The 22,937-nt window shown below is 59.6% G+C and carries 20 protein-coding genes, 1 tRNA gene and 3 pseudogenes; 13 read left to right on the forward strand and 11 right to left on the reverse strand.

What is annotated here, in order from left to right; all coding sequences use genetic code 11:
- Nucleotides 1–4: 4 nt before the first annotated feature.
- Complete coding sequence (locus tag NMLP_RS03430) at nt 5–1,186, forward strand: redox-regulated ATPase YchF (protein WP_015408738.1); 1,182 nt, start codon at nt 5–7, stop codon at nt 1,184–1,186.
- 591 nt (nt 1,187–1,777) lie between these two features.
- Here NMLP_RS03430 and NMLP_RS03435 read toward each other — a convergent pair.
- Nucleotides 1,778–2,017, reverse strand: coding sequence for a hypothetical protein (locus NMLP_RS03435; protein WP_015408739.1), 240 nt, complete (start codon nt 2,015–2,017; stop codon nt 1,778–1,780).
- A 976-nt stretch (nt 2,018–2,993) separates the two neighbouring features.
- On the opposite strand from NMLP_RS03435, the gene NMLP_RS03440 reads away from it, so the two are divergent.
- Complete coding sequence (locus tag NMLP_RS03440; RefSeq protein WP_015408740.1) at nt 2,994–4,358, forward strand: restriction endonuclease; 1,365 nt, start codon at nt 2,994–2,996, stop codon at nt 4,356–4,358.
- A gap of 131 nt (nt 4,359–4,489) precedes the next feature.
- Here the strand turns inward: NMLP_RS03440 and NMLP_RS03445 are convergent.
- From NMLP_RS03445 to NMLP_RS03460, 4 genes and pseudogenes are all read right to left on the reverse strand, one after another.
- A pseudogene (locus NMLP_RS03445) lies at nt 4,490–5,325 on the reverse strand (RNA-guided endonuclease InsQ/TnpB family protein); the annotation flags it as partial.
- Between the two features lie 485 nt (nt 5,326–5,810).
- The gene (locus NMLP_RS03450; RefSeq protein ID WP_015408741.1) at nt 5,811–7,280 is read right to left on the reverse strand and encodes a lipopolysaccharide biosynthesis protein; all 1,470 of its coding nucleotides are present in this window, start codon (nt 7,278–7,280) and stop codon (nt 5,811–5,813) included.
- 680 nt (nt 7,281–7,960) lie between these two features.
- Entirely contained in the window at nt 7,961–8,539 is a 579-nt protein-coding gene (locus tag NMLP_RS03455) for a DUF7122 family protein (RefSeq protein ID WP_015408742.1), read from the reverse strand.
- On the reverse strand, nt 8,536–9,447 hold the full coding sequence (locus NMLP_RS03460; protein WP_015408743.1) for an RsmB/NOP family class I SAM-dependent RNA methyltransferase: 912 nt from the start codon (nt 9,445–9,447) through the stop codon (nt 8,536–8,538). The genes NMLP_RS03455 and NMLP_RS03460 overlap by 4 nt, the downstream gene beginning before the upstream one ends.
- 110 nt (nt 9,448–9,557) lie before the next feature.
- On the opposite strand from NMLP_RS03460, the gene NMLP_RS03465 reads away from it, so the two are divergent.
- Both NMLP_RS03465 and NMLP_RS03470 read left to right on the forward strand, forming a co-directional pair.
- Nucleotides 9,558–10,298 carry a proteasome assembly chaperone family protein gene (locus NMLP_RS03465; protein ID WP_015408744.1) on the forward strand — a complete coding sequence of 247 codons (741 nt, stop codon included), beginning with the start codon at nt 9,558–9,560 and terminating at the stop codon, nt 10,296–10,298.
- Nucleotides 10,299–10,382: 84 nt separating this feature from the next.
- Nucleotides 10,383–10,880, forward strand: a complete 498-nt coding sequence (locus NMLP_RS03470; protein ID WP_015408745.1) for a LabA-like NYN domain-containing protein — start codon at nt 10,383–10,385, stop codon at nt 10,878–10,880.
- A 6-nt stretch (nt 10,881–10,886) separates the two neighbouring features.
- On the opposite strand, the gene NMLP_RS03475 is transcribed toward NMLP_RS03470, so the two are convergent.
- The gene (locus tag NMLP_RS03475) at nt 10,887–12,158 is read right to left on the reverse strand and encodes an amidohydrolase (RefSeq protein WP_015408746.1); all 1,272 of its coding nucleotides are present in this window, start codon (nt 12,156–12,158) and stop codon (nt 10,887–10,889) included.
- 269 nt (nt 12,159–12,427) lie between these two features.
- A complete protein-coding gene (locus tag NMLP_RS03480; protein WP_015408747.1) occupies nt 12,428–12,754 on the reverse strand; it encodes an uS10/mL48 family ribosomal protein in 327 nt (108 codons plus the stop codon).
- 115 nt (nt 12,755–12,869) lie between these two features.
- Between NMLP_RS03480 and NMLP_RS03485 the strand changes: the two genes are divergently transcribed.
- The gene (locus NMLP_RS03485; protein WP_015408748.1) at nt 12,870–13,295 is read left to right on the forward strand and encodes a bis(5'-nucleosyl)-tetraphosphatase; all 426 of its coding nucleotides are present in this window, start codon (nt 12,870–12,872) and stop codon (nt 13,293–13,295) included.
- A 51-nt stretch (nt 13,296–13,346) separates the two neighbouring features.
- Here the strand turns inward: NMLP_RS03485 and NMLP_RS03490 are convergent, their stop codons facing one another.
- Nucleotides 13,347–13,706, reverse strand: a complete 360-nt coding sequence (locus tag NMLP_RS03490; protein WP_015408749.1) for a HesB/IscA family protein — start codon at nt 13,704–13,706, stop codon at nt 13,347–13,349.
- A 700-nt stretch (nt 13,707–14,406) separates the two neighbouring features.
- Here NMLP_RS03490 and NMLP_RS03495 point away from each other — a divergent pair.
- From NMLP_RS03495 to NMLP_RS14115, 5 genes and pseudogenes are all read left to right on the forward strand, one after another.
- Nucleotides 14,407–14,637 (forward strand): hypothetical protein, encoded by a 231-nt coding sequence (locus tag NMLP_RS03495; protein ID WP_049926091.1) that lies wholly within the window; start codon nt 14,407–14,409, stop codon nt 14,635–14,637.
- 57 nt (nt 14,638–14,694) lie between these two features.
- Nucleotides 14,695–14,769: transfer RNA gene (locus NMLP_RS03500), tRNA-Val, on the forward strand.
- Between the two features lie 290 nt (nt 14,770–15,059).
- Nucleotides 15,060–16,112, forward strand: a complete 1,053-nt coding sequence (locus tag NMLP_RS03505; protein WP_015408750.1) for an ABC transporter ATP-binding protein — start codon at nt 15,060–15,062, stop codon at nt 16,110–16,112.
- Nucleotides 16,109–16,789 (forward strand): annotated as a pseudogene (locus NMLP_RS03510) (ABC transporter permease); the annotation flags it as partial. The gene NMLP_RS03505 and the pseudogene NMLP_RS03510, both read left to right, overlap by 4 nt.
- A gap of 653 nt (nt 16,790–17,442) precedes the next feature.
- Entirely contained in the window at nt 17,443–18,078 is a 636-nt protein-coding gene (locus NMLP_RS14115; protein ID WP_015408752.1) for an IS6-like element ISNamo9 family transposase, read from the forward strand.
- Between the two features lie 408 nt (nt 18,079–18,486).
- Here NMLP_RS14115 and NMLP_RS03515 read toward each other — a convergent pair whose 3' ends face one another.
- From NMLP_RS03515 to NMLP_RS03525, 3 genes are all read right to left on the reverse strand, one after another.
- Entirely contained in the window at nt 18,487–19,479 is a 993-nt protein-coding gene (locus NMLP_RS03515) for an IS5-like element ISNamo4 family transposase (protein WP_015408753.1), read from the reverse strand.
- Nucleotides 19,480–19,668: 189 nt separating this feature from the next.
- Entirely contained in the window at nt 19,669–20,040 is a 372-nt protein-coding gene (locus tag NMLP_RS03520) for a hypothetical protein (RefSeq protein WP_015408754.1), read from the reverse strand.
- A 1-nt stretch (nt 20,041) separates the two neighbouring features.
- Nucleotides 20,042–21,568 carry an aldehyde dehydrogenase family protein gene (locus tag NMLP_RS03525; protein ID WP_015408755.1) on the reverse strand — a complete coding sequence of 509 codons (1,527 nt, stop codon included), beginning with the start codon at nt 21,566–21,568 and terminating at the stop codon, nt 20,042–20,044.
- Between the two features lie 211 nt (nt 21,569–21,779).
- Between NMLP_RS03525 and NMLP_RS14120 the strand changes: the two are divergent.
- The 3 genes and pseudogenes from NMLP_RS14120 to NMLP_RS14995 form a co-directional block, all read left to right on the forward strand.
- Nucleotides 21,780–22,031 (forward strand): annotated as a pseudogene (locus NMLP_RS14120) (IS6 family transposase); the annotation flags it as partial.
- A 63-nt stretch (nt 22,032–22,094) separates the two neighbouring features.
- Nucleotides 22,095–22,235 carry a hypothetical protein gene (locus tag NMLP_RS15360; RefSeq protein WP_015408756.1) on the forward strand — a complete coding sequence of 47 codons (141 nt, stop codon included), beginning with the start codon at nt 22,095–22,097 and terminating at the stop codon, nt 22,233–22,235.
- Nucleotides 22,236–22,593: 358 nt separating this feature from the next.
- Complete coding sequence (locus NMLP_RS14995; RefSeq protein WP_152024095.1) at nt 22,594–22,929, forward strand: hypothetical protein; 336 nt, start codon at nt 22,594–22,596, stop codon at nt 22,927–22,929.
- The last annotated feature ends 8 nt before the right edge of the window (nt 22,930–22,937 follow it).

Below are 22,937 nucleotides of genomic sequence, written 5' to 3' on the forward strand. Positions count from 1 at the left end.
GGGTATGATTTCGGTCGCCCTCGCGGGCAAGCCGAACGCCGGCAAGTCGACGTTTTATAAGGCCGCGACGAGGGCCGACGTCGACGTCGGGAACTACCCGTTCACGACGATCGACGCGAACCGGGGCGTCAGCCACGTCCGGACGCGGTGTCCCTGTCTCGACCTCGAATCGCGTTGTGACAGCGAGAACTGTCGCGACGGCAAGCGCTACGTCCCGATCGAGCTGCTCGACGTGGCCGGTCTCGTCCCCGGCGCACACGAGGGCAAGGGCCTCGGCAACCAGTTCCTCGACGAGTTGAGCAACGCCGACGTCATCCTCAACGTCGTCGACGCCGCCGGCGGGACGAACGCCGAGGGCGAACCGGTCGAGACTGGCTCCTACGACCCCGTCGAGGACGTCGATTTCGTCGAGCGGGAGATGGACCTGTGGCTGGCGGGGATCGTCGACCGCAACTGGGAGACGATCGAACGGCAGTCCCGCTCGCCGGAGTTCGACATCGAAGCGGCGCTGAGGGAGTTGCTCACCGGCGTCGGCGCGAGCGAGTACGACGTCGCCGCCGTCCTCCGGAACCTCGACTATCCGGCGGACCCGATGGCGTGGGACGACGCCGACCGCGAGGAGTTGGCGCGGCTGATCCGCGCCCGGACGAAGCCGATCGTCGTCGTCGCGAACAAGGCCGACGCTGCCCCCACGGAGAACCTAAGACGCCTCGGCGAGGCCGCAGACCGGGTCGTTCCCTGCACGGCGGCGGGCGAACTCGCGTTGCGGGAGGCGACCGACGCCGGGGCTGTCGCCTACGACCCCGGCGACGACGACTTCCGGATCGTCGGCGACGTTTCCGAGGCACAACGGAAGGGCCTCGACCGCGTCCGGGGCGTCGTCTCTGAGTGGGGCGAAACCGGGGTCCAGGCGGCCCTCGACGGGGCGGTCTACGGCGTTCTCGATCGGATCACTGTCTATCCCGTTCAAAACGAGACACACTGGAGCGACGCCCAGCGGAGCGTTCTCCCCGACGCGTTCTTGGTGGCGTCCGGAGCGACACCGCTGGATCTCGCCTTCGCCGTCCACTCCGACATCGGCGAGGGGTACCTCCACGCCGTCGACGCCAGAGAGAACCGACGGATCGGCGAGGATCACGAGCTCTCGGAGGGCGACGTGATCAAGATCGTCTCCACAGCGAAGTGAGACTGGCCGTCGTGGTCGAGACTGAACCGCTGGCGCGTTTCTGAACAGATATCGGGGTCTCACCACCTGCTCGGGGCCTAATCCGTTCGCTACGACCTACGTGGGCCACAGATTGGATGCCGATCAGCAGTATCTTGAACGTCGACCGGATCGTAACCGCGCGCTGACTGCTTCAGCCGTTTCGAGCAGGGCTGCTTCGTTCGCCTCACGCCAGGTTCGATAGATCAACCGGTCAATTGAGCGGCTCGCTTGACACTGAACCATTTAGTCATGGAAGCTGTACTGTGGGATATGAGTGAGATTGACTCGGATACGATGATGATCGTTGCCGGGGTCGTGTTCAGCCTGTTGGCCCTGATAGAGCTATACTCAACTTGGAAAAACACCCGAAACGACCGAGCGGCATGACGATCCCCGAAGCCGCGTTTACCGTCGACCGAGATAGCGGCCGTCGTACCGCGTGACTCGGTCGGCGGCCGGTATTTTTCTCCGTTGAGTGCGTGTCGATGCGTCGGGGTCGGCGTTAATTTACAGTTCGTCAGGCCAGTGGTCTCGCTGGCACCGCGGCGGGCAACGAAAACTGTGTCCGACTCAGCCCTCGGTTTCTTCGAGGGCCTGTTTGATTTCTTCGAGCTTGAAATACGACGCGAGAGCCAGGATCGAGGTGGGCCACAGCCCGACGAACTGCCCTCGTTGCTTGTCGCCACGGACGTAGTAGAAGTACAGGGCGAGCATAACGGAGCCCACTGATGCTATCACAGCAGTACTGACGCCATCGGTGTTGAGCTCTTCGAGCGCTTCGGTCGTCGGTTTGTCGGCCGAATCTCCCATACCCTATGTTATCTCTGGATAGTGAAATGAGTTCCTATACAGCATCGGTGAGGGAGTTCGATACAGACCAGCAATCTGCAGCGTCGCCGCCCAGAGCGGGAACCGAAATCACGTTGCGTTCCGTTCGCTTCTCCAGATAGCGAGAAAAATAGCCACTGAGAGCGCAATCATCAGTACAGCGAACCGCTGTTCACCACCGATGCCGAGCCGTGTGCTCATTGAACACATTGCGCGTTTTAGTACAGCTGTTGCATATATATCGCTTTGCCACACTGTTCAGCTAGTATATGAGACTCACGACTGGTCGATATCCAACGGTGCTGTGCTATCCGATTCAGCCAGCGTTGACTGAACCGACATTATAAGTGATAATAATATTATTTATGTGCAGAACTTATATGTATACTCAAATGATCCGGCACCGATATCGGTTCACTACTCATTTTACTTTGGTTTGGTTGCTCGAGTTTTATTACGGAGTCGGGTAACGCGATCCACGCCCGCCGTTCACGGCGGGATTCTCTCGCTATTTAAAAACGTCTGGCCCGTTCGGATATCGTGTCGCGAGCGGACCAGATTGAACGAAGCTGCTGCTCTAGAAGTTCTTTTTGAAGCCGAGTCTCCGAGAGATTCATACTGGTGGACGAAATCAAACGAAACTGGATCACGAGTGATCCGCCGGTCGTTCCGTCGGACGGCGTGCGCCTCGTGCGTCGTGTGTCCGTTCGTTTGCCCATCAGTATCAGGACGACGGCTCGGCCGTCGGCGCGGAAGCCAACGTGCTTGACTGTGCCTCGGCCGGACTGGACAGACGGTGCTTCTGGAACCGATCCCGAACTGGCTACAGGTATCTTGGCTTTCGTGTCTCGATCGTGGGGGGCTCGATGCCCGCACTCGTCTCGGGGGGTCGACAGACAAAACGGGGCCGCGCTCGGCAACGTATTTGACAGTCCCACCGCAGTATTAGAATACCGGCATGGCTGTACTGGACGATCTCTCGGGGTTCGAGTTCGAGGACGTAATGGAGGACGTGTTCCGGAATCTCGGCTACGAAAACGTCCGACAGGCCGACAAAACGGCAGATGAGGGGCGTGACGTGATGATGGAGGAAGTCATCGACGGCACTCGCCGTGGGATTGTCGTCGAATGTAAACACACAAGCACCGTCGGCCGTCCGGTCGTCCAGAAGCTCCACTCCGCGATCGCGACGTTCGATTTCGACGGTCCCAAACGCGGGATAGTCGTCACGACCGGCCGGTTTACGGGCCCTGCCGAGGAGTACGCACAGCGCCTTCGACAGAACGACGACCCATATCCCATCGAGTTGCTTGACGGCGAGGCCCTCCGAGAGATCGCCGACGACATCGGTCTCGATCTCTACAACGGCCGCATCGAGATCCTCTGTGACGAGACCCTGCGTCCGTACGATCCGGCGACCGACGTCGATACACCCGTTCGAGAAGCGTTTCGCGATATCGAAAACGTCGCGGCCGCGGACGTGCCAACCCCATACTCACGGGTGCAGTTCCGTCCGGTGGTCGCAATCACCGCCGACGCGGACGCCGTCTTCGAGACGTCAGTGGGTGTCATCCACCGGATCAACGACCGGACGCGATTCGTGGTGCACGCCGAGCGTGGGCGCCCTCAGATCGCTGACGACCCCGTCGCAACGCTCGTTACTGAGAACCTCCACGCGACGGTCGAGCTCGACGCCGAACAGTTCGCACAGTCGTTCGACGATCTCGAGGAGCGTCGCTTCGGCCAGACGCAGACGGAGTACAAAGAGTGGGCCGTCGAGCGCCTCCAGGATCACCACACGGCGACGGTGACCTACACCGGCGACAACAACGTCACATACGACAGGACGTGTGAACCCAATCTCTCGGACATCTCCGTCCAGTCGATTGAGCCCGTGTACCTTCCCGAGGTTCGGCAGACGATCGAACTGGGGGAGTATTCGTATCCGTACGAGTACTACGCTGCGGGGCCCTCTCGGGTGACACGAGACGACGGTGTTCACCGCTGTGTCCACTGTGAGACGGATGGCGTCGACGAAACGTACACCTACTGTCCGAACTGCGGGGCGATCGCCTGCGACAGTCACAACAAAACGGAGCGGCTGGAGGGCGAACCGATCTGTACGGGCTGTGCGGTGACAGAACGGTTCGCATTGAAGAGGAAGTACTTCTACGACGAAGAGAACCTCGAGGCGTTCCGCGAGGAGTATGCGGAGATGCCACTCCTAGAGAAGGCGATGGAGAACAAGTTACTCGCCGGAGGGAGCGTGATCGCGACGCTGCTGGTCGTCGTTGGATTACTTCTCATCGGCGGCATCATGTAAACTACCCTACCCTACTTCGCTCACCCCATACGGGGTTCGCTCGTTGAGGGGAGGGCCACTGGCAGAGCGTCGCTCTGCCAAGGCGTTGAAAGGCGTCGCCTTTCAGTGGCTTTGATGTGGACGCCCGGCAATCAGTCGCCAGCAATAGGCTGGTGACTCCTGCCGTTCAACGTCACCAGAACGCGGAGCGTTCTGGTTGGCTCACGAGAGCTGCTCTCGTGAACGTCCCACCAGTTATACGCACGTCTACTTGTGCGTCTCCGTTCCACGACTTGGGCGAGGAACGGAGTCTGTGGATTCGCTTTCGAGCGTACCGGAGCCCGATGTTCTTCGCGGCGTTGTAGTCCGCATTGACCTCGTAGCCGCACTTCCGGCACTCAAAGTGTTCTTCTTGGCGGTTGTTCGGGTGCGTGAACCCACAGTCTGTCCGAGAACAACGTTGAGACGTGTGGTTCGGCGCGACCTGTTCCACGGAGACACCCTGTTCAGGGGCTTTGTACGAGACATACTCAAACAGGCGTCGGAACGCCCAGACGTGGTAGCATTTAGCTTGCGGAAGCCCCTCTCGAATGTCACTCAAGTCCTCGAAGGCAATAACGTCGCAGTCGTGTTCGACGGCTTCCGTGATAATCTCGTTGGCGACCGTATGGATATACTGTTTGCGCCACGCTTTTTCGCGCTTGCCGAGGCGAAGCAGGGCGTTGTGTGCGGCTTGTGTACCGCGCTGTTGCATCTCACCACGCCGCTTCTCAAACTCACGGCACCAGTGGTGGTAGTCGTCTCCGTGCCAGAACGTGCCGGTTGAGGACACAGCGAGGCTATTGACGCCGAGGTCGATGCCGAGGACCGTTTGGTCGGGGTGCCCAGTATCTTCCGAAACCTCATCGTCACCGTCTGTCCGCCGAGTTGAAATGTGGATGTAGAACTCGTCGCCCACCGCGTCGTACCGAAGCGTGCTCTCGCGGTAAGTGCCAATACGAGTGCGTCAAGCAGGCCGTCCGCTCCGGTGTCGTATCCGTTCTCACCGAGCCTCTCTGCGAGGCGGCGCCACGTTCCCTGTTCGTACGCGGTGCCGTGTTCTAACGCGCTAAATGAGCAGTTTGAGCGGTAATAGTATATTAAGTCCAACGGTGTAGGGGTTCCTGAGACATACAGTTCGGCAATGACCGCGAGCTGACCGCGGTCAGCCCACGGCCAGTCACCACGGGTCGTCAGCGACAACTCCGATGTATCTCGTCTCGATATCGGCTGTTTTTGTTGTTGTGGTTGTGTAGCTCGTTTGTATCGCTGTCTTCTGGCTGGTTGGCACAGTATTCGGCAGCAAAGCCATAGAACAAGTGACACTTTCTCAGCGTTCAAATCGTGCTATATCGACTCGTTCGGGAAGCAACGACAATAGCGTACAGTAGTCAAATAAGCCGTTATAGTGGAGCACTGGTATCTTCACACTCCTCAGTACCGCAGACGATTCGTCGACAACGCGTATGTCCGCCGGAAGACCGCCCGCGCTGGCGCTGACACAACCCACAGCGGTATCCCAAACCCAATGCAGGCGGCGAGTGCCCCCACGACTGCGGCCACAACTGGCCCCCCGCCAGCCCACAGGACACCCCACACGGTCGCATACACCACCACCGACTCAACAACCAGAGCTCCCACAAAATGCATCCCAACGCTGGTGTCGATTAATGTCGAATCAAGCACTTGCCGGCTGTAATAGACGACATACCCGCCGACGATCAAGTTCATCACCACATACCCAGCAGCTCCGGCCAAGGCCCCATAGCGGGCACCAAGCACCATCGTCAGCGGCACACTGACGATCAGCCCAAAGAGTTTCGTTCGAAAACTCAGTCCCGGGTGACCCGTCCCCTCGAGAACGTGTGAGGACAGCGTCCAAAAGCCACGGAAGATGTTGATCCCACCAACAATGATCACCGTCGTCGAAAATTGCGCTGGCGCAGACGAAAACGCCAACTCCGCGATGAGATCATCTGTCGACAACAAATACCCAAATACGACAAAAGAGATGCCACTCCCGCCGGTCACGACGGTATCGAGATACTGGCTGACATCGACACCAGCGGCGTCGTCACCGCTCACCTTCGTCAACAGTGGGTTGGCCAGGTGCCACGCGATCGTCGCCCCGAAATCCCCGAATCGGTCGGCAGCCTCGTAGATCCCCACAGCCAAAGGAGTCGCAACAATGCCCAACACATATACAGGCATATTGTAGGATACCCGATCGAGGATCTGATCTGGGATACTCCATTTAGCGTAGGCCCACGCCCGAGAGAGTTCACGCCGCTCGGGGAGTGTTGGGATCACTTGAAGGCCCACCGCAACCAGCCCATAGACGGTGAGACGAACCGCTATCATGACCATCATGAGTTCCGTGGCTGTGGCTATCGACTGGTTCAAAACAAACAACACACCCAGTTCCACACTACTCTTGACGCTGTTGATCCACGTGACGGCACTGGGATATCCAACCGCACTAGTGAGACTCTCGACGGTCATGACGACCGCTATCGTCACCGCATATAGCCCTGAAATACGGAGCAGCGTCTCATCAAATACCGTCACACTGGCGAGATAACCACCGAATGTGATCGCCAGCGCACCGAGTACTGAAAGGTAGGCAATCGTAAAGATCACCGCAACACTGAGATACGCCCCCACGGATTCACCGGGTTCGGTGCCGATTTTATGTAGGGTCTGTGTAACTCCTCTAATCGGCCGTAGCACCAGTGCGATCGTCAACACCGTAAAAAAATACTGGCCGGTGACCGAGGGGGACGTGACAAAAGCGTAGATGAGACCACTCAGCGTATACAGTGTGGTTGTCACCAGCGCGCCGCCGGTCGTCTGAATTGAGGAGGTGAGCAAGTCAACCTCGTTGCCGTCACGCTGGGTGACCATTCCACTATACAGTGGACTGTGAGTGTCATAACGGTGTTCGTCGGACGGCCACCCAAAACGGTGGTGTCCACCAATCGGTCGAAAGTTAGAGTGCCAGTGGCGTCACTGACACGGCGAGGACAACTACCAGGACAACGACCAACAGCACAGCTGCGGTGCAAACTCCCGGAGAACAATCCGTCTTTACTTAAAGAAGAGACCGTGTGACTGCGGTGAGTTATGTTTTCTGACCGGCGTGATGTCGGCAGCGTCTCAACGACGGACTACCTGCAAGCAGAGACAAGTGCGCTGTTCATTCAGTACAGCTACCGCGGTGGTGTCGGACTGGCTCGAAACGGATGCGACGACAGTAAATAGCTATCCCAGCGCACGTGGGAACTGCTCGCCGATTGTGGGTGTTCGGACGAGTGCCCGGCCTGTATTCATACTGACGGCCAAACGAACGGACACACGACGCACGGGGCGCACGCCGTTCGACGGCGTGACCGGCGGATCACTCGTGCGTCGGTGTCACGTGAGTTCGTCCATCAGTATCAGTCATACTACTGTGGCCGAGCAAACGAACCGCTCGACAAACGTCTCGCGGCGACGCTGACGATGGCGCATATTCAGCAGTGGGCACAAAGGTTGGGTTATATTAATATACGGATTTAAAAATCGGATGCGTCGGATCGACGCGCTCACAGCTCCCGCTGTCGGCCCTTCGGCATCTGCGATCGGAGTTCGCCGTACAGATACAGGCCGACGCCGATCGGTTCGACCGCGCCGGCGATCTCGTGGGCCGCGATCAGGTACCCCCAGTCGCCGTCCCACTCGGGGTCGGTCGTCTCGCCGCGGAGAAACGCCCGTGCCTCCTCGGCGTCGAGCACGACGACGTTTCTCCTCGCGCCGCGCCCGAACCGCTGGACGGCGTCCGTCGTCGGCTTCCAGTGTTCCTGTCGGGTCCGGAGGAATGTCATCCCGAGTCCCTCGAGTTCGGCGGGCGAGTCGACGTCATCGGCGAATGCCCAGATCTTCCCCGAGCCCTTCTCCCAGAACGTGTGTCCCGCGAAGCGTTCGGCGTCGAGTCCGAAGCGTTCGACCCACCAGCCGACGGCCTCCTCGCGGGTCGCCCGCCCCTCGACCGTCCGATCGGCCGCGGTCGCAGGCAGGCGATCGAAGCGGCTCCCCTCGTTCGTAGAGGGGTCTTTCCTACCGCCCTTCCCGTCGGCGCCGTGGCCGCCGGATTCGTCCGGCGTCCGCTCGGATCCGTCGCTCATCCGGCCACCTCCAGTTTCGCACAGAAGAACCCGCCGGTGTCGTTGTGGTGGGGGTAGATCCGCTTGGCCCGCCGCATCGAGTCGTCGAAGGAGTCGCCCTCCCACGCCGTGAGTCCGGAAACGTGATCCAGCGGCAACTCGTACTCCAGCAGTCGGCACTCGTGGGTCTCGAGGGCGTGTTGGACGATCGCTTCGTTTTCCTCCGGGGCGAAGGTACACGTCGAGTAGACGACCGTCCCACCGGGGCGGGTGATCTCGAGGGCGCGATCGAGGATGCCTTTTTGAACCCCCGCAATCCCCTCGACGTGATCCATCGACCAGTCCTCAAGCGCGTCGGGGTTCTTTCGGATCGTCCCCTCACACGAACAGGGCACGTCGACGAGCGTCCTGTCGAACGCCTCGCCGCCGAAGGATTTCAACGAGAAGTTGCGCGCGTCCGCCCGCGTGACGACGAGGTTCGTTACGCCGCAGCGCTCGGCGTTCGACCGCAGCGCCGACAGCCGGCCGAGGTTGTTGTCGTTGCCGACGAGTAGGCCCCGATCGTCCATCCGCGCGGCGAGTTGGGTCGTCTTGCTCCCCGGCGCGGCACAGCAGTCCAGCACGCGCTCGCCGGGGTCCGGATCGAGCGCCAGCGCGGGCACTGCCGAGACCTCCTCTTGGCCGTACACCCAGCCGTGGACGAACGGCCAGGAGTTGCCGGGCGATTCGTCCCCGCCGAGCCGAAAGAGCCCGTCGTGCCACCCGACGGGGCCGAACTCGACGCCGGCCGACTCGAACGCCCGTCGGACGCGGTCCGGCGTCGCTTTGATTCCGTTGACCCGGACGACTGACGGAAGCGGCCGCCCACAGGCGTCGTGAAACGCCGTCGGATCGTCGACGATGGGGTCGTACCTCGAGAGTGGATCCATGCCCCCAGTCGCCCCCGTGGCGGTTTGTCGGTGTCGGTGTCGGTGTCGGTGTCGGTGTCGCCCCGTCCGGACGGCCCACGCTTAAGAGACCGGGGGGCGTGGCCCCGCGTATGGCTCGCATCCAGGTCGTCGAAGAGGATCTCGAACTCGACTCGCCGACGCTCGTTGAGGGACTGCCCGGGGCCGGTCTCGTCGGCAAGATCGCCGCCGACCACCTCGCCGACGAGTTTGAGATGACGTACTACGCGGCGTTACACTGCGACGGACTCCCGCAGATCGCCGTCTACGAGGGCGATTCCTCGGAGCTTCGACCCCCCGTCAGGCTCTACGCCGACGAGTCGATGGACCTCGTCGTCCTCCGTAGCGACGTGCCGGTGTCGCCGACGCAGGTGACGGAGTTCGCGAGTTGCGTCACTGGGTGGCTCGATGCGAACGACGTCTTTCCGGTGTATCTCAGCGGGTTGGCGGAAGAAAAAGAGGGCACACCGGAGCTGTACGGCGTCGCGACCGGCGACGGCGAGGCCGAACTCGACGACGCCGGCATCGTCCCACCCCGCGGCGGTGGGATGGTTTCGGGGCCGACCGGGGCACTGTTGCACCGCGCCGTCGAGACGGGGCTCGACTCGGTCGGGCTCATCGTCCAGACCAACCCCCGGTTCCCCGACCCGGAGGCCTCCAGAGCCATCCTCGAACACGGGATCGGGCCGATCGCTGATGTCGACGTGAACACCGATCGGCTGGTCGAGAAAGCCGGCGAGATCCAGGACGCACGGGAGCAACTCGCAGAGCGCCTCCGTGAGATGGACCAAGACGGTAGCACGCAGGCCCAGCCGATACGCGGGTTCCAGTGACTACGCTCAACTAGTGGACTGCCCCACCGTACCACCCCGGAGACGGAGGCCAAGACATATAGCCGACGGCGGACGAACCCCGATATGCGACCGATCCACCCGTCCCAACGCGTTGCGGTTCTCGCGGACTCACAGAATCTCTATCATGCCGCCCACAGCCTCTACTCCAGAAACGTCGATTACACCGAGTTGCTCGGGGCCGCAGTCGACGACCGGAACCTCGTCCGCGCGATTGCGTACGTGATCCGTGCGGACTCGCCATCCGAGGAGGAGTTCTTCGACGCGCTCCGGGACATCGGCTTCGAGACGAAAATCAAAGACATCAAGACGTTCGCCGACGGCTCTCAGAAGGCCAACTGGGACCTCGGGATGTGTCTCGACGCCGTCACTCTCGCCGGGAAGATCGACACGTTCGTCCTCTGCAGTGGCGACGGCGATTTCGCCCGCCTGTGCACCCACCTGCGACACGAGGGCGTCCGGACGGAGGTGTTCGGCTTCGGCCCCTCGATGGCCGAGGAGCTCGTCGAGGCGGCCGACTCGGTCAACGACCTGAGCGCCGACGAGGAGCGATACCTCCTTTGATCCCGATCAGGGCTCCGTCTCGGCGGTCTCCAGAACCGCTTCCGTCAGCACGTCGACGCCGGGTTTCAGCGAGTCCTCGTCGACGTCGAACGTCGCGGTGTGGTGGCCGCCGGGGTGGTCCGTCCCGATACAGGCGTACGTCGCCAGCCCGCCGTTCTCCTGGACGCGCCGCATCAGAAACGTCGCGTCCTCGCTGCCGCCGATCGACCCGCGCCGACTCGCCCGGTCGACGTCGGGGTGTGATTTCGCCGCCGAGCGGACGATGTCGACCAACTCGGCGTCGCTCTCTGCGGAGGGGGCTTCGCCCTCGATGGTGACGTCCGTCTCGCAGTCGTGGGAGACGGCCGCGCCCTCGAAGACCTGCTCGGCCCGCCGGAACGTGTAGTCGCGAATTTCGGTCGTCTCGCCGCGGACCTCGCCGTGGACGAACGCCTCTTGAGGGACGATGTTCGTCGCCGTGCCGCCGCCGACGCGGCCGGCGTTGACGCGCGATTCGCCCTCGCTGTGGCGTTCGATACTGTAGAGATTCGAGACGGCGGTCGCCATCGCCTGGACGGCGTTTCGGCCCTCTTCGGGGCGCGCCCCGGCGTGGCCCGGGTGGCCCTCGAACGTCGTGTAGAACTGCGTAATGGCCAGGAAGTCGTCGATCCCGGCGGCGATTTCGCCAGTCGGATGGTCGAGACCGACGTGGAGCGCAAAGAGGTACTCCACGTCGTCGAGGTGTCGCGACTCGGCCATCGGTTTGCCCCCGCCGATGACCTCTTCAGCCGGCTGGAAGAACACTTTGAACGTACCCGAGAAGTCGCTCTCGGCGACCGACTCGAGGACACCGAGACCGATCGTGGCGTGGGCGTCGTGGCCACAGGCGTGCATCGCGCCCGTCTCGGAGCGGAACCCCTCGCGGGCGGGGGCGTGGTCGTCGTCACTCGACTCTCGCTGCGGGAGACCGTCGATGTCGACCCGGAGGCCGACGGTCGGGCCCTCGCCCCGCTCTATGACCGCGACGGCGCCGGTCCACCCACCCGAGAGCGACCCGAGGATCTCGGGATCGGCCCCCGCCTCGCGGGCGCGTTCCATCCACGGTTCGAGTTCTTCGGGATCCGGGACCGCGAGCCGATCGTTCGACAGGGCGTCGCGACCGACGTGTCGTTCGTCGACGCCGATGCGGTCGAGTTCGGAGACGATGCGGGCGGTGGTCCAAAACTCCCGCCAGGCGGGTTCGGGGTGGCGATGGAACTCCCGACGAAGTTCGACGAGGTGGTCTCGTTCGACGCTCATACCGATGAGTGGCTCCGGGGCGATATAAGCCCACGTAGTTCCCGAAGCGAGCCATCCTGTTCGCGTCCAGTCGTTCGTTTCTGTCGCGTCCAGTCGTTCGTTTCTGTCGCGTCCAGTCGTTCGTTTCTGTCGCGTCCAGTCGTTCGTTTCTGTCGCGTCCAGTCGTTCGTTTCTGTCGCGTCCAGTCGTTCGTTTCTGTCGCGTCCAGTCGTTCGTTTCTGTCGCGTCCAGTCGTTCGTTTCTGTCGCGTCCGTCGGAGTCCTCGACGCCTAGCTGCCGGGCGCGGAGACACGCTCGACGTCCACGTCGATGCGGATCCCCTCCGGGAACGCCCGTCCCGCGACGTCGCGCGCGAAGTCGTCGTGGCCGACGATCTCCATCCGGCGCTCGTAGACCGTGTAGGTCCAATAGGAGAACGACCGATCGCTCGAATCGAGGCGCTTGGACTGGGGGACCGAGACGTCGAACGGCGACTCGGCGTGTGGGCCGCGCAACTCCACTCCCTTTCGCTCGGCGCAGCCCTTGATGTTCCCGACGACGCGTTCGAGGACAGCTCGGTCCCCACTCTGGAGCGTCAGCGTAGTGACGAACGGCATATCACCTCGTGAACGCTCGACCGGCAAAAACGCATCTATCGGCGCCGGATCGCTCGCCGTCGTGGCGGCAACCTCTCCGACACCCATTTATCACATGGCCGTTTACGGTGGGCTAATGATAGAGGCCACGAGCGCGGGAGCCATCCTCTTTCGCGATACGCGTGGCCGGCGCGAGTACTTGCTGCTCAAGTCCCGGCCCGGCGACTGGGAGTTCCCCAAGGGCGGCGTTGAGGGCGAGGAGGAGCTTCAGCAGACCGCCATCCGTGAAGTGAAAGAGGAGGCCGGAATCGAGGACTTCCGGCTGTTGGACGGCTTCCGCGACGACTACGACTACGTGTTCGAGGCGAACGGCAACACCATTCACAAGACGGTCCACCTGTTCATCGCGCGCTCGTTCGAAGCGTCCGCCGAGCTCTCCTCGGAGCACCGGGACCTCCAGTGGCGCGACTACGAGCAAGCGATCAACACGATCACTCAGGACGGCCCCCGGGAGATCCTAGAGGAGGCCCACGAGTTCATCGACGAGGAACTCGAAGAGTAACAGCGCGGGCACACGGACTGGACCTGGAGACGGTTGCGGCGTGTCGACAGCTCAGGTCCGGAAGGACTCCCCACAGCCGCACTCGCTTTCGACGTTGGGGTTCTCGACGTCGAAGCCCTTGCCCTGGAGGCCGCCCTCGAAGTCGAGAACAGAGCCGTCGATGTACTTCTGACTCGCCGGGTCGACGAACACCCGGAGGCCGTGGTGTTCGGTTATCGCATCGTCGTCTTCGGGTTCGACATCGAAGCGAAGTCCGTACGAGAGCCCCGCACAGCCGCCCTGCTGGACGAACAGCCGGAGGCCGGCCTTGTCGGTATCATAGCCCTCCTGCTCGATGAGGGACAGCGCCTGGTCGGCGGCTGTTTCGGTCACTTCGACCGGGTCTCTCGAGGGTTCAACGCTTTGACTCATAGGCTACTGTATCGCCGCCACGTCAATAACGCTGACGCCCGCCCCGGCGTGGGGCGGATGCCCCCAACGGGGTCAGTCGCCGTCGGGCACGCGGTGAGGTGGCCACAGCAGTTTTTTGTGCTCGTGGCAAGTGTATGCGAGTCTTGACATCCTCCTCCGCGTGAACGCGGAGGAATCCCGAGCGGTGGGAGTTTCAGGTTCGGAGTCCAATCAGTTGACTACCAGACCTTTCGGGTGCGGGTAGTCCCATGGCATCGGACTGGTGGACTGCTGGCCATGCCAAGTGGCCGGTACCCCTATCCTCGACCGTATATGACGTCCCGGTGTTGTTTTGGCCACGGGGACGCCAGCAGGTGTCAACAGAGTCGGGGGTATCGTCTGGTTCGGTTTGAGCAGTCGGCACGTTGGCACACCCTTCAAGGATGTGTCGTTCACCACCTGCCCTTTCGGATACTGCCTCGTTACGTGGGCGGACAGGCCGCCTCCGAAGGACGGTTCGGAATCCGCTCCGTTCCGACCGATTCCTACCCTAATAGAAGGCGGCCTGTCACTTAAATATCCCTGTGGGAAACTCAGGGCAGCCGTTTGAACGGTGGTCTGTTGCCCGCAGTGACGGCGCGTATCCACGGCCTAAACACCGTGGTATTGCGCCTGTTCCGCGTATAAACAAACACTTCGAGGACGCGAAATACTACCCGAAATGGGCGGGCGAGACTGTCAAAACGGGCGTCTCAGAGGAACTCGAGCCGCTCAGAGAGCGCGTCAGCGGCTTCGTCGACCGCGAGGGGGGTGTCCGGAGCCGGGGCGCTTCGACGGGGCCCGGGCAGAACTCGAGGCGCTCCAGGAGCGCGCGGAGGTCGAAACCCGCAAGCTGGGCGCGGACGCCCGCGGCTGGATCGACGCCTACCGGTCCGAGCGCCGCGAGTCGTGACCGGAGTCGGGACGCTTGAAAAGGGTTAAGTCCAGGGCGACGATACTTTTCGTCGGCGGGTCGGTGGTCTAGGTCGGTTATGACACCTCCTTCACACGGAGGAAGCCGGCGGTTCAAATCCGCCCCGACCCATCCTGCGAGGAACGAACGTGAGGAGCGGATGGGTTCGGCGGTTTGAGCCCAGAGAACGAGCGAAAGCGAGTTCTCGCGGTTCAAATCCGCCCCGACCCATCCGCTCGCGTTCCTCGTATGCAGCTGCCTCTTCCTACCTACGAACCATCCTCGCCGAACCGCGGGGCATTTACGGCGCACACACCTATTCAGCGGTACGATATGCAGGTTTTTACGGCAGCAGCGACACGTGTTTTCGGGGGACGCTCGCAGCGCGTCCGGATTAAAAAGACCGAGACGGGGGCGAACCGGTGAGCACCCCGGCGCTCGAGATCGACGGCCTCCGGAAGAGTTACGACGACGTGACCGCCCTCGACGGCGTCTCGCTGACCGTCCCGGAGGGGCAGTTCTTCGGACTGCTCGGCCCCAACGGGGCCGGCAAAACGACTTTTATCAATATCCTCGTCGGCCTCGTTCGGAAATCAGGTGGTACCGCCCGCGTCTTCGGCCACGACGTCGAGGACGACTACCGGCGGACCCGCGACGCCATCGGCCTCGCGCCCCAGGAGTTCAACGTCGATCGGTTCTTCCCGATCCGCGAGGTGCTCGAGCACAAGGCGGGATACCACGGGATCCCCGCGGCGGCGGCCCGCGAGCGCGCCGACGAGGTGCTCAAACAGGTCGGCATCTATGGGAAGCGCGACACCCGTTTCGATTGGCTCTCCGGGGGCATGAAGCGGCGGTTCCTGTTGGCGCGCGCGTTGATCACCGATCCCGACCTGTTGATTCTCGACGAGCCGACCGCGGGCGTCGACGTCCAGCTCCGGCGGGACCTGTGGGAACTCGTCACCGATCTCAACGAACAGGGTAAGACGATCCTGTTGACCACCCACTACATCGAGGAGGCGGAGCGTCTCTGCGACGAGGTCGCGATCCTCGATTCGGGCCGGGTGCGTGCGGTCGCGACCCCCGACGAACTGAAGGACCGCGGGAGCGATCGGATCTCGGTCGAACTCAGCACCTCGCCCGCCGCCCTTCCCGAGTTGCTCTCTGGGGACGACCGCGTCGAATCGATCGACACCGACGGCCGCCAGCTCACCGTCGTCGCTCGAAAGGGCGGGCTAGTCGCACCCCAGCTCGTTCGCGAACTCGACCGCGAGGGCCTCGAGATCGTCGACCTCGAGATCAGCCGCACCTCCCTCGAGGAGGTCTTCGTCGAGATGACCCGCCAGGGTGGCGGTGAGCAAGACGGCGGGACGTCCGGCGACCGGGACGCCCCCGAAGACGGTGCGGGCGATGGGGCAAACTCGGGTGACGACGGCGCGCAGACAGAGCGCCGCGCCGCCGCCGGGGGCGTCGAATGAGCGCCGTCGACCGCGCCGCCGCCGCTATCGGGGTCCCGACCGGGTTCTACACCCTCGTCAAGCGGGAGGTGCTGCGGTACGTCCGGCGACCGAAGAACACCTTCCTGCCGCCGTTCATCACGAACGTGTTGTACTTTTCTGTGTTCGGCGTCGTGTTGGGGAGCCGCGTCGGTGAGATCATCGGCGTCCCCTACATCCTGTTCATTCTGCCGGGACTCGTCGTCCTCGGGGCGGTCTCGAACGCTTTCGAGAACGCCTCCTTTTCGATCTTCCACGGGCGGTGGAACGAGTACCTCGACGAAACGCTGACGTCTCCGCTGTCGTACACCCGGATGGTGTGGGCGTACCTGCTGTCGTCGGCCCTCCGAGGCGTGTTGGTCGGGACGCTCATCGGGGTCCTCGGTTTTTTCATCATCGGCGGCCTCTACCGCCCGGTGCCGGTCGAGCGGCCGCTGTATCTCGTCGCGTTCCTGGTCGTGATCACGCTTCTGTTCTCGAGTCTCGGCATCGTCGGGGGCCTCGTCGCCGACGACTTCGACGATCTGACGATGATGAATCAGTTTCTGCTCCGGCCGCTGGTCTTCTTTGGCGCGGTGTTTTACTCGCTCGGGGACCTCCCGCCGCTGCTTCGCGATGTCTCGCTTTTGAATCCGATGGTGTACATGGACAACAAAGTAGTAGTTTGGTGTGGTTAATCTAAATTGAGACAGGAAGGCAAATCCTTAACCAACAGAGAAGGCAGTTAATGCGTTGTGTTGGTTAAGCCCGATACCCTGTCCTTCAGGAAGAAGGTATCTTCAGGATGGGTATGAGCTTCGGAATAGGGGCTTCTCTGAATTAGTTGTATAACATAGCAGATTTGGGCTTCAAATTTGAATTGAGTAGTAACACACTCACGCCCCTACTGATTCCTAATTGAGTAGCATATAACCACACTCACGGGGCTTAGGATCGAATTGAGGAAGAAGGGAGAAGTATGATCAGAGAGAGAAGAGAAAGCGCTTAGAAAGGATATTGGGATAGTATAAAAAAGAAAGAAGAAGGATCGAAATAAGGGAGAGAGAAGAGAAGAATTGAGAATATATAAAAGAGTTAGATTTACTTATAAACGAGAGAATTGAGTTAGTAAATCAGTAAGAGAAGTTAATAAGTATGTTAACAAATTGATAGTAAAAGGAGCAAAAGACCGGGGCTTTCTCTCTCTTGATTACCAGCAATTAGGCCAAAAGTATTTTATAGGTTCAGTTAGGTCGCGTTAAGTTTGGCGTGAATTGTGGTGGCGGTGTTCAGATAAGGATGAAGAGTGAGGCGGTGCGTTTTTTGAGTGTCTATGTTCAAAAACACCCGCCTCAACGGCTGTTTGGACGAGATTGAGTTAGGTTTTGTGGAACGAGAAGCGACACCGAAATTGCTGATGAAGCTCGGTATTCAACTCCATTTGACTGGACTATCACTTTCGAATACCGTTTCAATTCTTGAAATATTCGGTGTCGAACGAGCTCGATCTACCGTTCACAACTGGGTTCACAAAGCTGATCTACAGCCCGAATCTAATTGGAGCCCGGATCACGTTGCGGTCGATGAAACCGTGATCCAACTCAATGATGAGCAGTATTGGCTGTACGCCGCTGTCGATCCCGAAACAAACGAATTACTGCATACAACGCTTGAGCCAACGACAAACAAGGTAATTGCTCACGAATTCTTTGCCGAACTTCGTGAGAAACATGACGTTGACGGCGCGGTGTTTCTCATCGATGGCTCGCACTCCTTGAAACATGCCTGTCGCCGTCACAGCCTCGATTTCAGATATGAAAAACATGGAAATCGGAATAGTGTCGAACGTGTCTTTCGAGAGATAAAACGACGAACTACCAGTTTCTCAAACTGTTTCAGCAACGCCGAAGCAGATACCGCCGACGACTGGCTTCGATCCTTCGCCTTCGCATGGAATCAGCTTATCTGAACACTACCCTTCGAGAGGAATCGTGTACTGGTAGACCGGCATCTGTCCCATGTACGGCTTCCAACTACATCAGCCAAGCTTCTCCACAACGGCAGTACTCATACTTGGGACAGACGACGCCTGAGTACTCGACCTCGAATCCTCGCCGAATTCCCTCTCCAGTACCTCAGTCACATCAACTTTGAACGTTCCTCCAGGTGCTTCTCGAACCTCAATTGTATCCTCGCCCGATAGAGCAATTGTCTCCGCTTTGGAGTGTTCTTCAGCAAGGAAATTGGCTACACGGAGCTCGTCCTCACTCGGTGACTCTATTTCGACCTCGACGCTGTCGGAAGTCTCTGACCCAGAACGGTCCCGCTCTGGTTCCTCAATGGAATTGTCTTCACCGAGGGTGTCATAGAACTCTTCTCACACCGTGATGATCGTGCTTCCCGGATTGTCTCCGCGTTCGTAGTTAGTGATAGCGACGACGAGGCGAAGGCACAGCGAGAGGAACACCTGCGCTCGCGCGTGGACGCGGCCTCGGGCGTGCGTTCGCCCGAGGCCGCAGTCGTTCACTGATTCGTTGGTCCGTTCGACTCCTGTGCGGCGGTTGTACGTCTCATCCAACGTGGATTGCTTCAGTTGGACGTCTTCGCTGTGTTCGTCGATGCGGCCTTCGACTCTGTACTGGATATCTTTTGGGTCATCGGCGTTTCGGGCGTTGTACGGAGCGACTGGCACGACCCCTGCGGCCAGCAGGTGGTCGTGCCAGTCGAGCGTGTCGTAGGCGCTGTCACCGACCATCCAGATCGGCTTGGCGACGGCGAGCGCGTCACGCGTGACGCGCATCGCAGTCTCTTCTGGCGCTTGCTTACTCTCGGTGAACTCGGCTGCAATCGGGATCTTTTGCCCGGTCGAGGCGATCGTGCAACCGTAGCCGTAGTAGTACTCGTCGTCGGTTGGATCGTAGCACTTCGAGGCGTCTTGATCGGCGGGCATCGCCCTCACGTCGGTTGAATCGATACAGTAGGTCAAGTCGAGCAGGCCGCGCCGGGCGGCCTGCTCGACGAGCCAGTCGAAGACTTCGTCAACAACGTGTTCGAGGTCGGTGAGAAAGCGATCGACCGCGTCTCTCGACGGCGGTCGATCGAAGCCACAGCTGAGCCAGACAATGGTGTTGTTCAGTTCTCGTGCAACCGGACGGATGCCGTAGATGTCCTTGTAATAGCAGTGGAGGAAGCCACGCATCATCTCGGGCGGTTCAAGATCTCGTGTTCGCCCCGTCTCCGCCGGGGCGAACACGTCGAACCCTTCGAGAAACTCGAACGAGAGATGCTCGAACAACGCCAACGTCTCCGTTTCCACGACATTGAAGAACGATTCTACCGAAGGATCATCTTGCAGGATCGCTGGACTCATTCCACCTCAGCGTTCACCCTGCTCTTTGGTATGCGAACTGTTCTATGACACCCTCTACGTCGTTTTAATAGCTTTATTTTGAAAATCAAAATCGTAATTAGTTTGATAACTGAAGTAGAGTAAAACGAGTGATGTCACTGAGCACGGTCGATTAGCTCGGAGCCCAGTGCAGACTGATGATTCTCGGGTTCACCGTTCGCTGAGAGAAACAGTGCTTGGAGCGTCCCACCGGTTCATCTCACCACTTGGATGACGTGCCATGACAATCGATTCAGCATCGTGGGACCGGGCGAACCGCTTCACAATGGCAGTTCCGTCGAACTCATCCGGAGCATCGATGTACACCCGTCCGATCATACCATCTGTGTGGAGTGAGGTCCATCCGGCCAACGCTAGTTCGGTTTTGGGGTCCAGCGTCTGCTCACCGGCGTCGGGCACCACCGCCCGACACAGCCGCTCGTGCATCCCCGATGGGACGACGTATTTTGTCCCATCGGGAGCGATGGAAACGTTGGCAGCCTCAATCTGTCCGCTGGGTACGTCTGGGAACGGAACAGGCAATTCAGTCGAGTGAGATGTTCACCGCTTTTGTCTGCGTGTAGTGTTCGATCGCTTCCTCGCCGATTTCTCGACCGATCCCGGACTGTTTGTACCCACCAAACGGCTGCCCCGTCGGGAAGTCGTTGTAGGTGTTGACCCAGATAGTCCCCGCTTCGATGTCTTTCGCACACTGGTGGGCCTTCGTAAGATCTTCTGTGAGGATACCCGCTGCGAGACCGTAGTCGACATCGTTAGCTAATTCCATCATGTCATCATACTCGCTCCAACTGAACACTTCTTGAACCGGGCCAAAGATCTCCTCCTGGACTGGGTTGCTGTCGTGGTCAATCTCGTCAATGAGCGTCGGCGCGACGAAGCACCCATCCGAGAGTGCCTCGTCGTCCGGCTGACTCCCCCCGGTGACGAAGGCTGCCCCTTCCTGTTCTGCCTCCTCTATGTAGCCCAACGTGCGCTCGACTTGCGCTGCGGTCACCTTCGGGCCAAGGTCTGTCGACTCTAGAAGCGGGTCATCTACGGTCAGGTCTTCTGCTGCGGCCGCAAGTTCATCTAGGAATTCGCCTTTGATATCTTCATGCACGAACAACCGCGACCCGGCACAACAGCACTCACCGGTATTAAAGAAGATCGACGTAATTGTTGTCTCGACAGCCTTCTCGAGGTCTGCATCGGGGAACACAACGAGCGGGCTCTTCCCGCCCAGTTCAAGCGTCACGTCGGTGATGCTTTCGGCGGCGCTTTTCATCACTTCACGTCCGATTTCTGTCGACCCAGTGAACGCTAATTTCCGGATGTCAGGGTGCTTCGAGAGTGGCTCCCCTGCTCCCGGTCCGAACCCGGTAACGACATTAACGACCCCGTCAGGAATCACGTCTTCCGTGATTTCCATTAGTTTGAGAATACTCAGCGGCGTCTCTTCGGCAGGCTTCAGTACGATGGTGTTGCCAGCCGATAGCGCCGGAGCGAGCTTCCAAGCCGCCATCAAAAGCGGGAAGTTCCACGGGATTATCTGTCCGACGACACCGTAGGGCTCTCGGATCGTCTGGACGTGCCTGCTGTCGTCCGTGTTGACGGTACGTCCTTCCTCGGCGCGGGCGAGCCCCGCGAAGTACCGGAAGTGATCGATGACCAGTTCGACGTCGATCCGTGCCTCCGAAATCGGCTTCCCATTATCGAGGCTTTCCAACCGGGCGAACTCCTCGTCGTGCTCCTCAACGGCATCCGCAATTCCATCGAGCATCGCCTGTCGTTCTGCCGTCGACATCCCACTGTACGTCTCGTCGTATGCATCCCACGCGGCCTCAACGGCTCTGTCGATGTCCTTGGCGTTTCCGGCGGCCACCGACGCTAATGTCTCGCCGGTGGTCGGATCCGTCGTCTCGAACGAGTCGCCAGAGGCACTCGGTACCCATGAACCCCCGATGAACAACTGCCGATGGTCGGGCAACACGTCATTTGCCGCCTGTTCGTGACGTTTTTTAATTGCTGACTTCCGCTCCGCGCTACTCTGTGATTCGCTATCTGTCGACATGCGTAGGTAGAAGGAACTCTACCGTTATAATAGTTTGTGCTAAATTAACTTTTTGCGATCACTATTTGCGTAAATTGAAACCACTTTCGGTTATATACCCCAGCGGCCAAGCCTATCTATCGAGGCTGATATGTATCTAGAGGGGGGCACTGCTAGTTCGAGATTGAGCCGAACGCAGTTCTTCGGTGGAAGTTGGATACTCTTTGAATAACTCCACGAGGAACACGACGTAGAACATGCCGTATTTCTCATCGACGGATCGCACTCGCTGAAACACGCCTGCCGCCGTCACAGCCTCGCTTTCAGATATGAACGCCACGGAAATCGGAATAGTGTCGAACGTGTCTTTCGAGAGATAAAACGACGAACTACCAGTTTCTCAAACTGTTTCAGCCACGCCGAAGCAAAAACCGCCGACGACTGGATCAGATCGTTCAGCTTCGCATGGAATCAGCGTATCTGAACACTACCTCTCGAAGAGACCAAGGACGGTTGTAAGCCTGCGTATGAGTGTCCTGAGGGGAATGTGATTACCAAGTACGAGAAGGGGAGAGAGCTGATACTCATCCAAGACAAGGTCGTTCCTCAGTTCCACAAGGACTCTATTGCTGTGAAAGTAGATGTGCTTGTAGAAGACGAAGTTGATAACAATGCTGAGAATTTGTAATAGCGACCTATAGAGAATCCTCGCGTCTGCGGATTTGAAGTGAATCCCCACGTCGACGGGAAACGGGTTAGTGATTGACGATTTATATACAAAAACGCCGGTACAGGCAATGTGGATGGGTATTTGACGAGTAGAGAATTGCAAGGAATAGAGCAATGAACGGTGATTGCGCGAATGGTAGGGATAGCAACCCGAAATGTGGATTCTACATTCCCTTATTCATATATTACAGGCGTTAGAAACGCTTGTTCATAGAAGCTAATGAGTACAAGCATGAGCACTAGGGTCAAAGCCCAATAGCGTAGTTCCTCGGTCGCGAAAGCCCACCGCTTATTTTCGAGACACACAACAGGCCAGTATGGCAATTGTTCGATGTCAGGACCACCCTCCGAGACACACGAACTACGAAATAGCAGTAAAGCCAGTCGGCTACCCAGATACTGCGCTTATTTGCGGTCGAGATATTGACGAACATACTGAACCGGGCTGGGTATTCCTGAAGCCAGAGGAATATGAGGAGTATCAGAATGGGAGTCGTGTGTTCCGTCTCTGGGGACCCGATTCCTCTTCAACTGCCTCGAAGGTTCGTGTGAGTGATGACGTAGTGGAGGGCCTCAACCGATGGGTCGGTGAGGACGAAGACGACTCGAAGAGCGGTCTTCAATCGCAATCAAGCATCGGCAATTACGAATAGTCTCGACA

Origin of the sequence: Natronomonas moolapensis 8.8.11 (assembly GCF_000591055.1) — an archaeon.
Classification (GTDB): Archaea; Halobacteriota; Halobacteria; order Halobacteriales; family Haloarculaceae; genus Natronomonas; species Natronomonas moolapensis.

Excerpts from the sequence above, each read along its gene's own strand:
- NMLP_RS03430 (WP_015408738.1), top strand. The coding sequence starts at position 5 with ATGATTTCGGTCGCCCTCGCGGGCAAGCCGAACGCCGGCAAGTCGACG.
- NMLP_RS03435 (WP_015408739.1), bottom strand. The coding sequence starts at position 2,017 with ATGGGAGATTCGGCCGACAAACCGACGACCGAAGCGCTCGAAGAGCTC.
- NMLP_RS03440 (WP_015408740.1), top strand. The coding sequence starts at position 2,994 with ATGGCTGTACTGGACGATCTCTCGGGGTTCGAGTTCGAGGACGTAATG.
- NMLP_RS03450 (WP_015408741.1), bottom strand. The coding sequence starts at position 7,280 with ATGGTCACCCAGCGTGACGGCAACGAGGTTGACTTGCTCACCTCCTCA.
- NMLP_RS03455 (WP_015408742.1), bottom strand. The coding sequence starts at position 8,539 with ATGAGCGACGGATCCGAGCGGACGCCGGACGAATCCGGCGGCCACGGC.
- NMLP_RS03460 (WP_015408743.1), bottom strand. The coding sequence starts at position 9,447 with ATGGATCCACTCTCGAGGTACGACCCCATCGTCGACGATCCGACGGCG.
- NMLP_RS03465 (WP_015408744.1), top strand. The coding sequence starts at position 9,558 with ATGGCTCGCATCCAGGTCGTCGAAGAGGATCTCGAACTCGACTCGCCG.
- NMLP_RS03470 (WP_015408745.1), top strand. The coding sequence starts at position 10,383 with ATGCGACCGATCCACCCGTCCCAACGCGTTGCGGTTCTCGCGGACTCA.
- NMLP_RS03475 (WP_015408746.1), bottom strand. The coding sequence starts at position 12,158 with ATGAGCGTCGAACGAGACCACCTCGTCGAACTTCGTCGGGAGTTCCAT.
- NMLP_RS03480 (WP_015408747.1), bottom strand. The coding sequence starts at position 12,754 with ATGCCGTTCGTCACTACGCTGACGCTCCAGAGTGGGGACCGAGCTGTC.
- NMLP_RS03485 (WP_015408748.1), top strand. The coding sequence starts at position 12,870 with ATGATAGAGGCCACGAGCGCGGGAGCCATCCTCTTTCGCGATACGCGT.
- NMLP_RS03490 (WP_015408749.1), bottom strand. The coding sequence starts at position 13,706 with ATGAGTCAAAGCGTTGAACCCTCGAGAGACCCGGTCGAAGTGACCGAA.
- NMLP_RS03495 (WP_049926091.1), top strand. The coding sequence starts at position 14,407 with ATGGGCGGGCGAGACTGTCAAAACGGGCGTCTCAGAGGAACTCGAGCC.
- NMLP_RS14115 (WP_015408752.1), top strand. The coding sequence starts at position 17,443 with ATGTTCAAAAACACCCGCCTCAACGGCTGTTTGGACGAGATTGAGTTA.
- NMLP_RS03515 (WP_015408753.1), bottom strand. The coding sequence starts at position 19,479 with ATGAGTCCAGCGATCCTGCAAGATGATCCTTCGGTAGAATCGTTCTTC.
- NMLP_RS03525 (WP_015408755.1), bottom strand. The coding sequence starts at position 21,568 with ATGTCGACAGATAGCGAATCACAGAGTAGCGCGGAGCGGAAGTCAGCA.
- NMLP_RS14995 (WP_152024095.1), top strand. The coding sequence starts at position 22,594 with ATGGCAATTGTTCGATGTCAGGACCACCCTCCGAGACACACGAACTAC.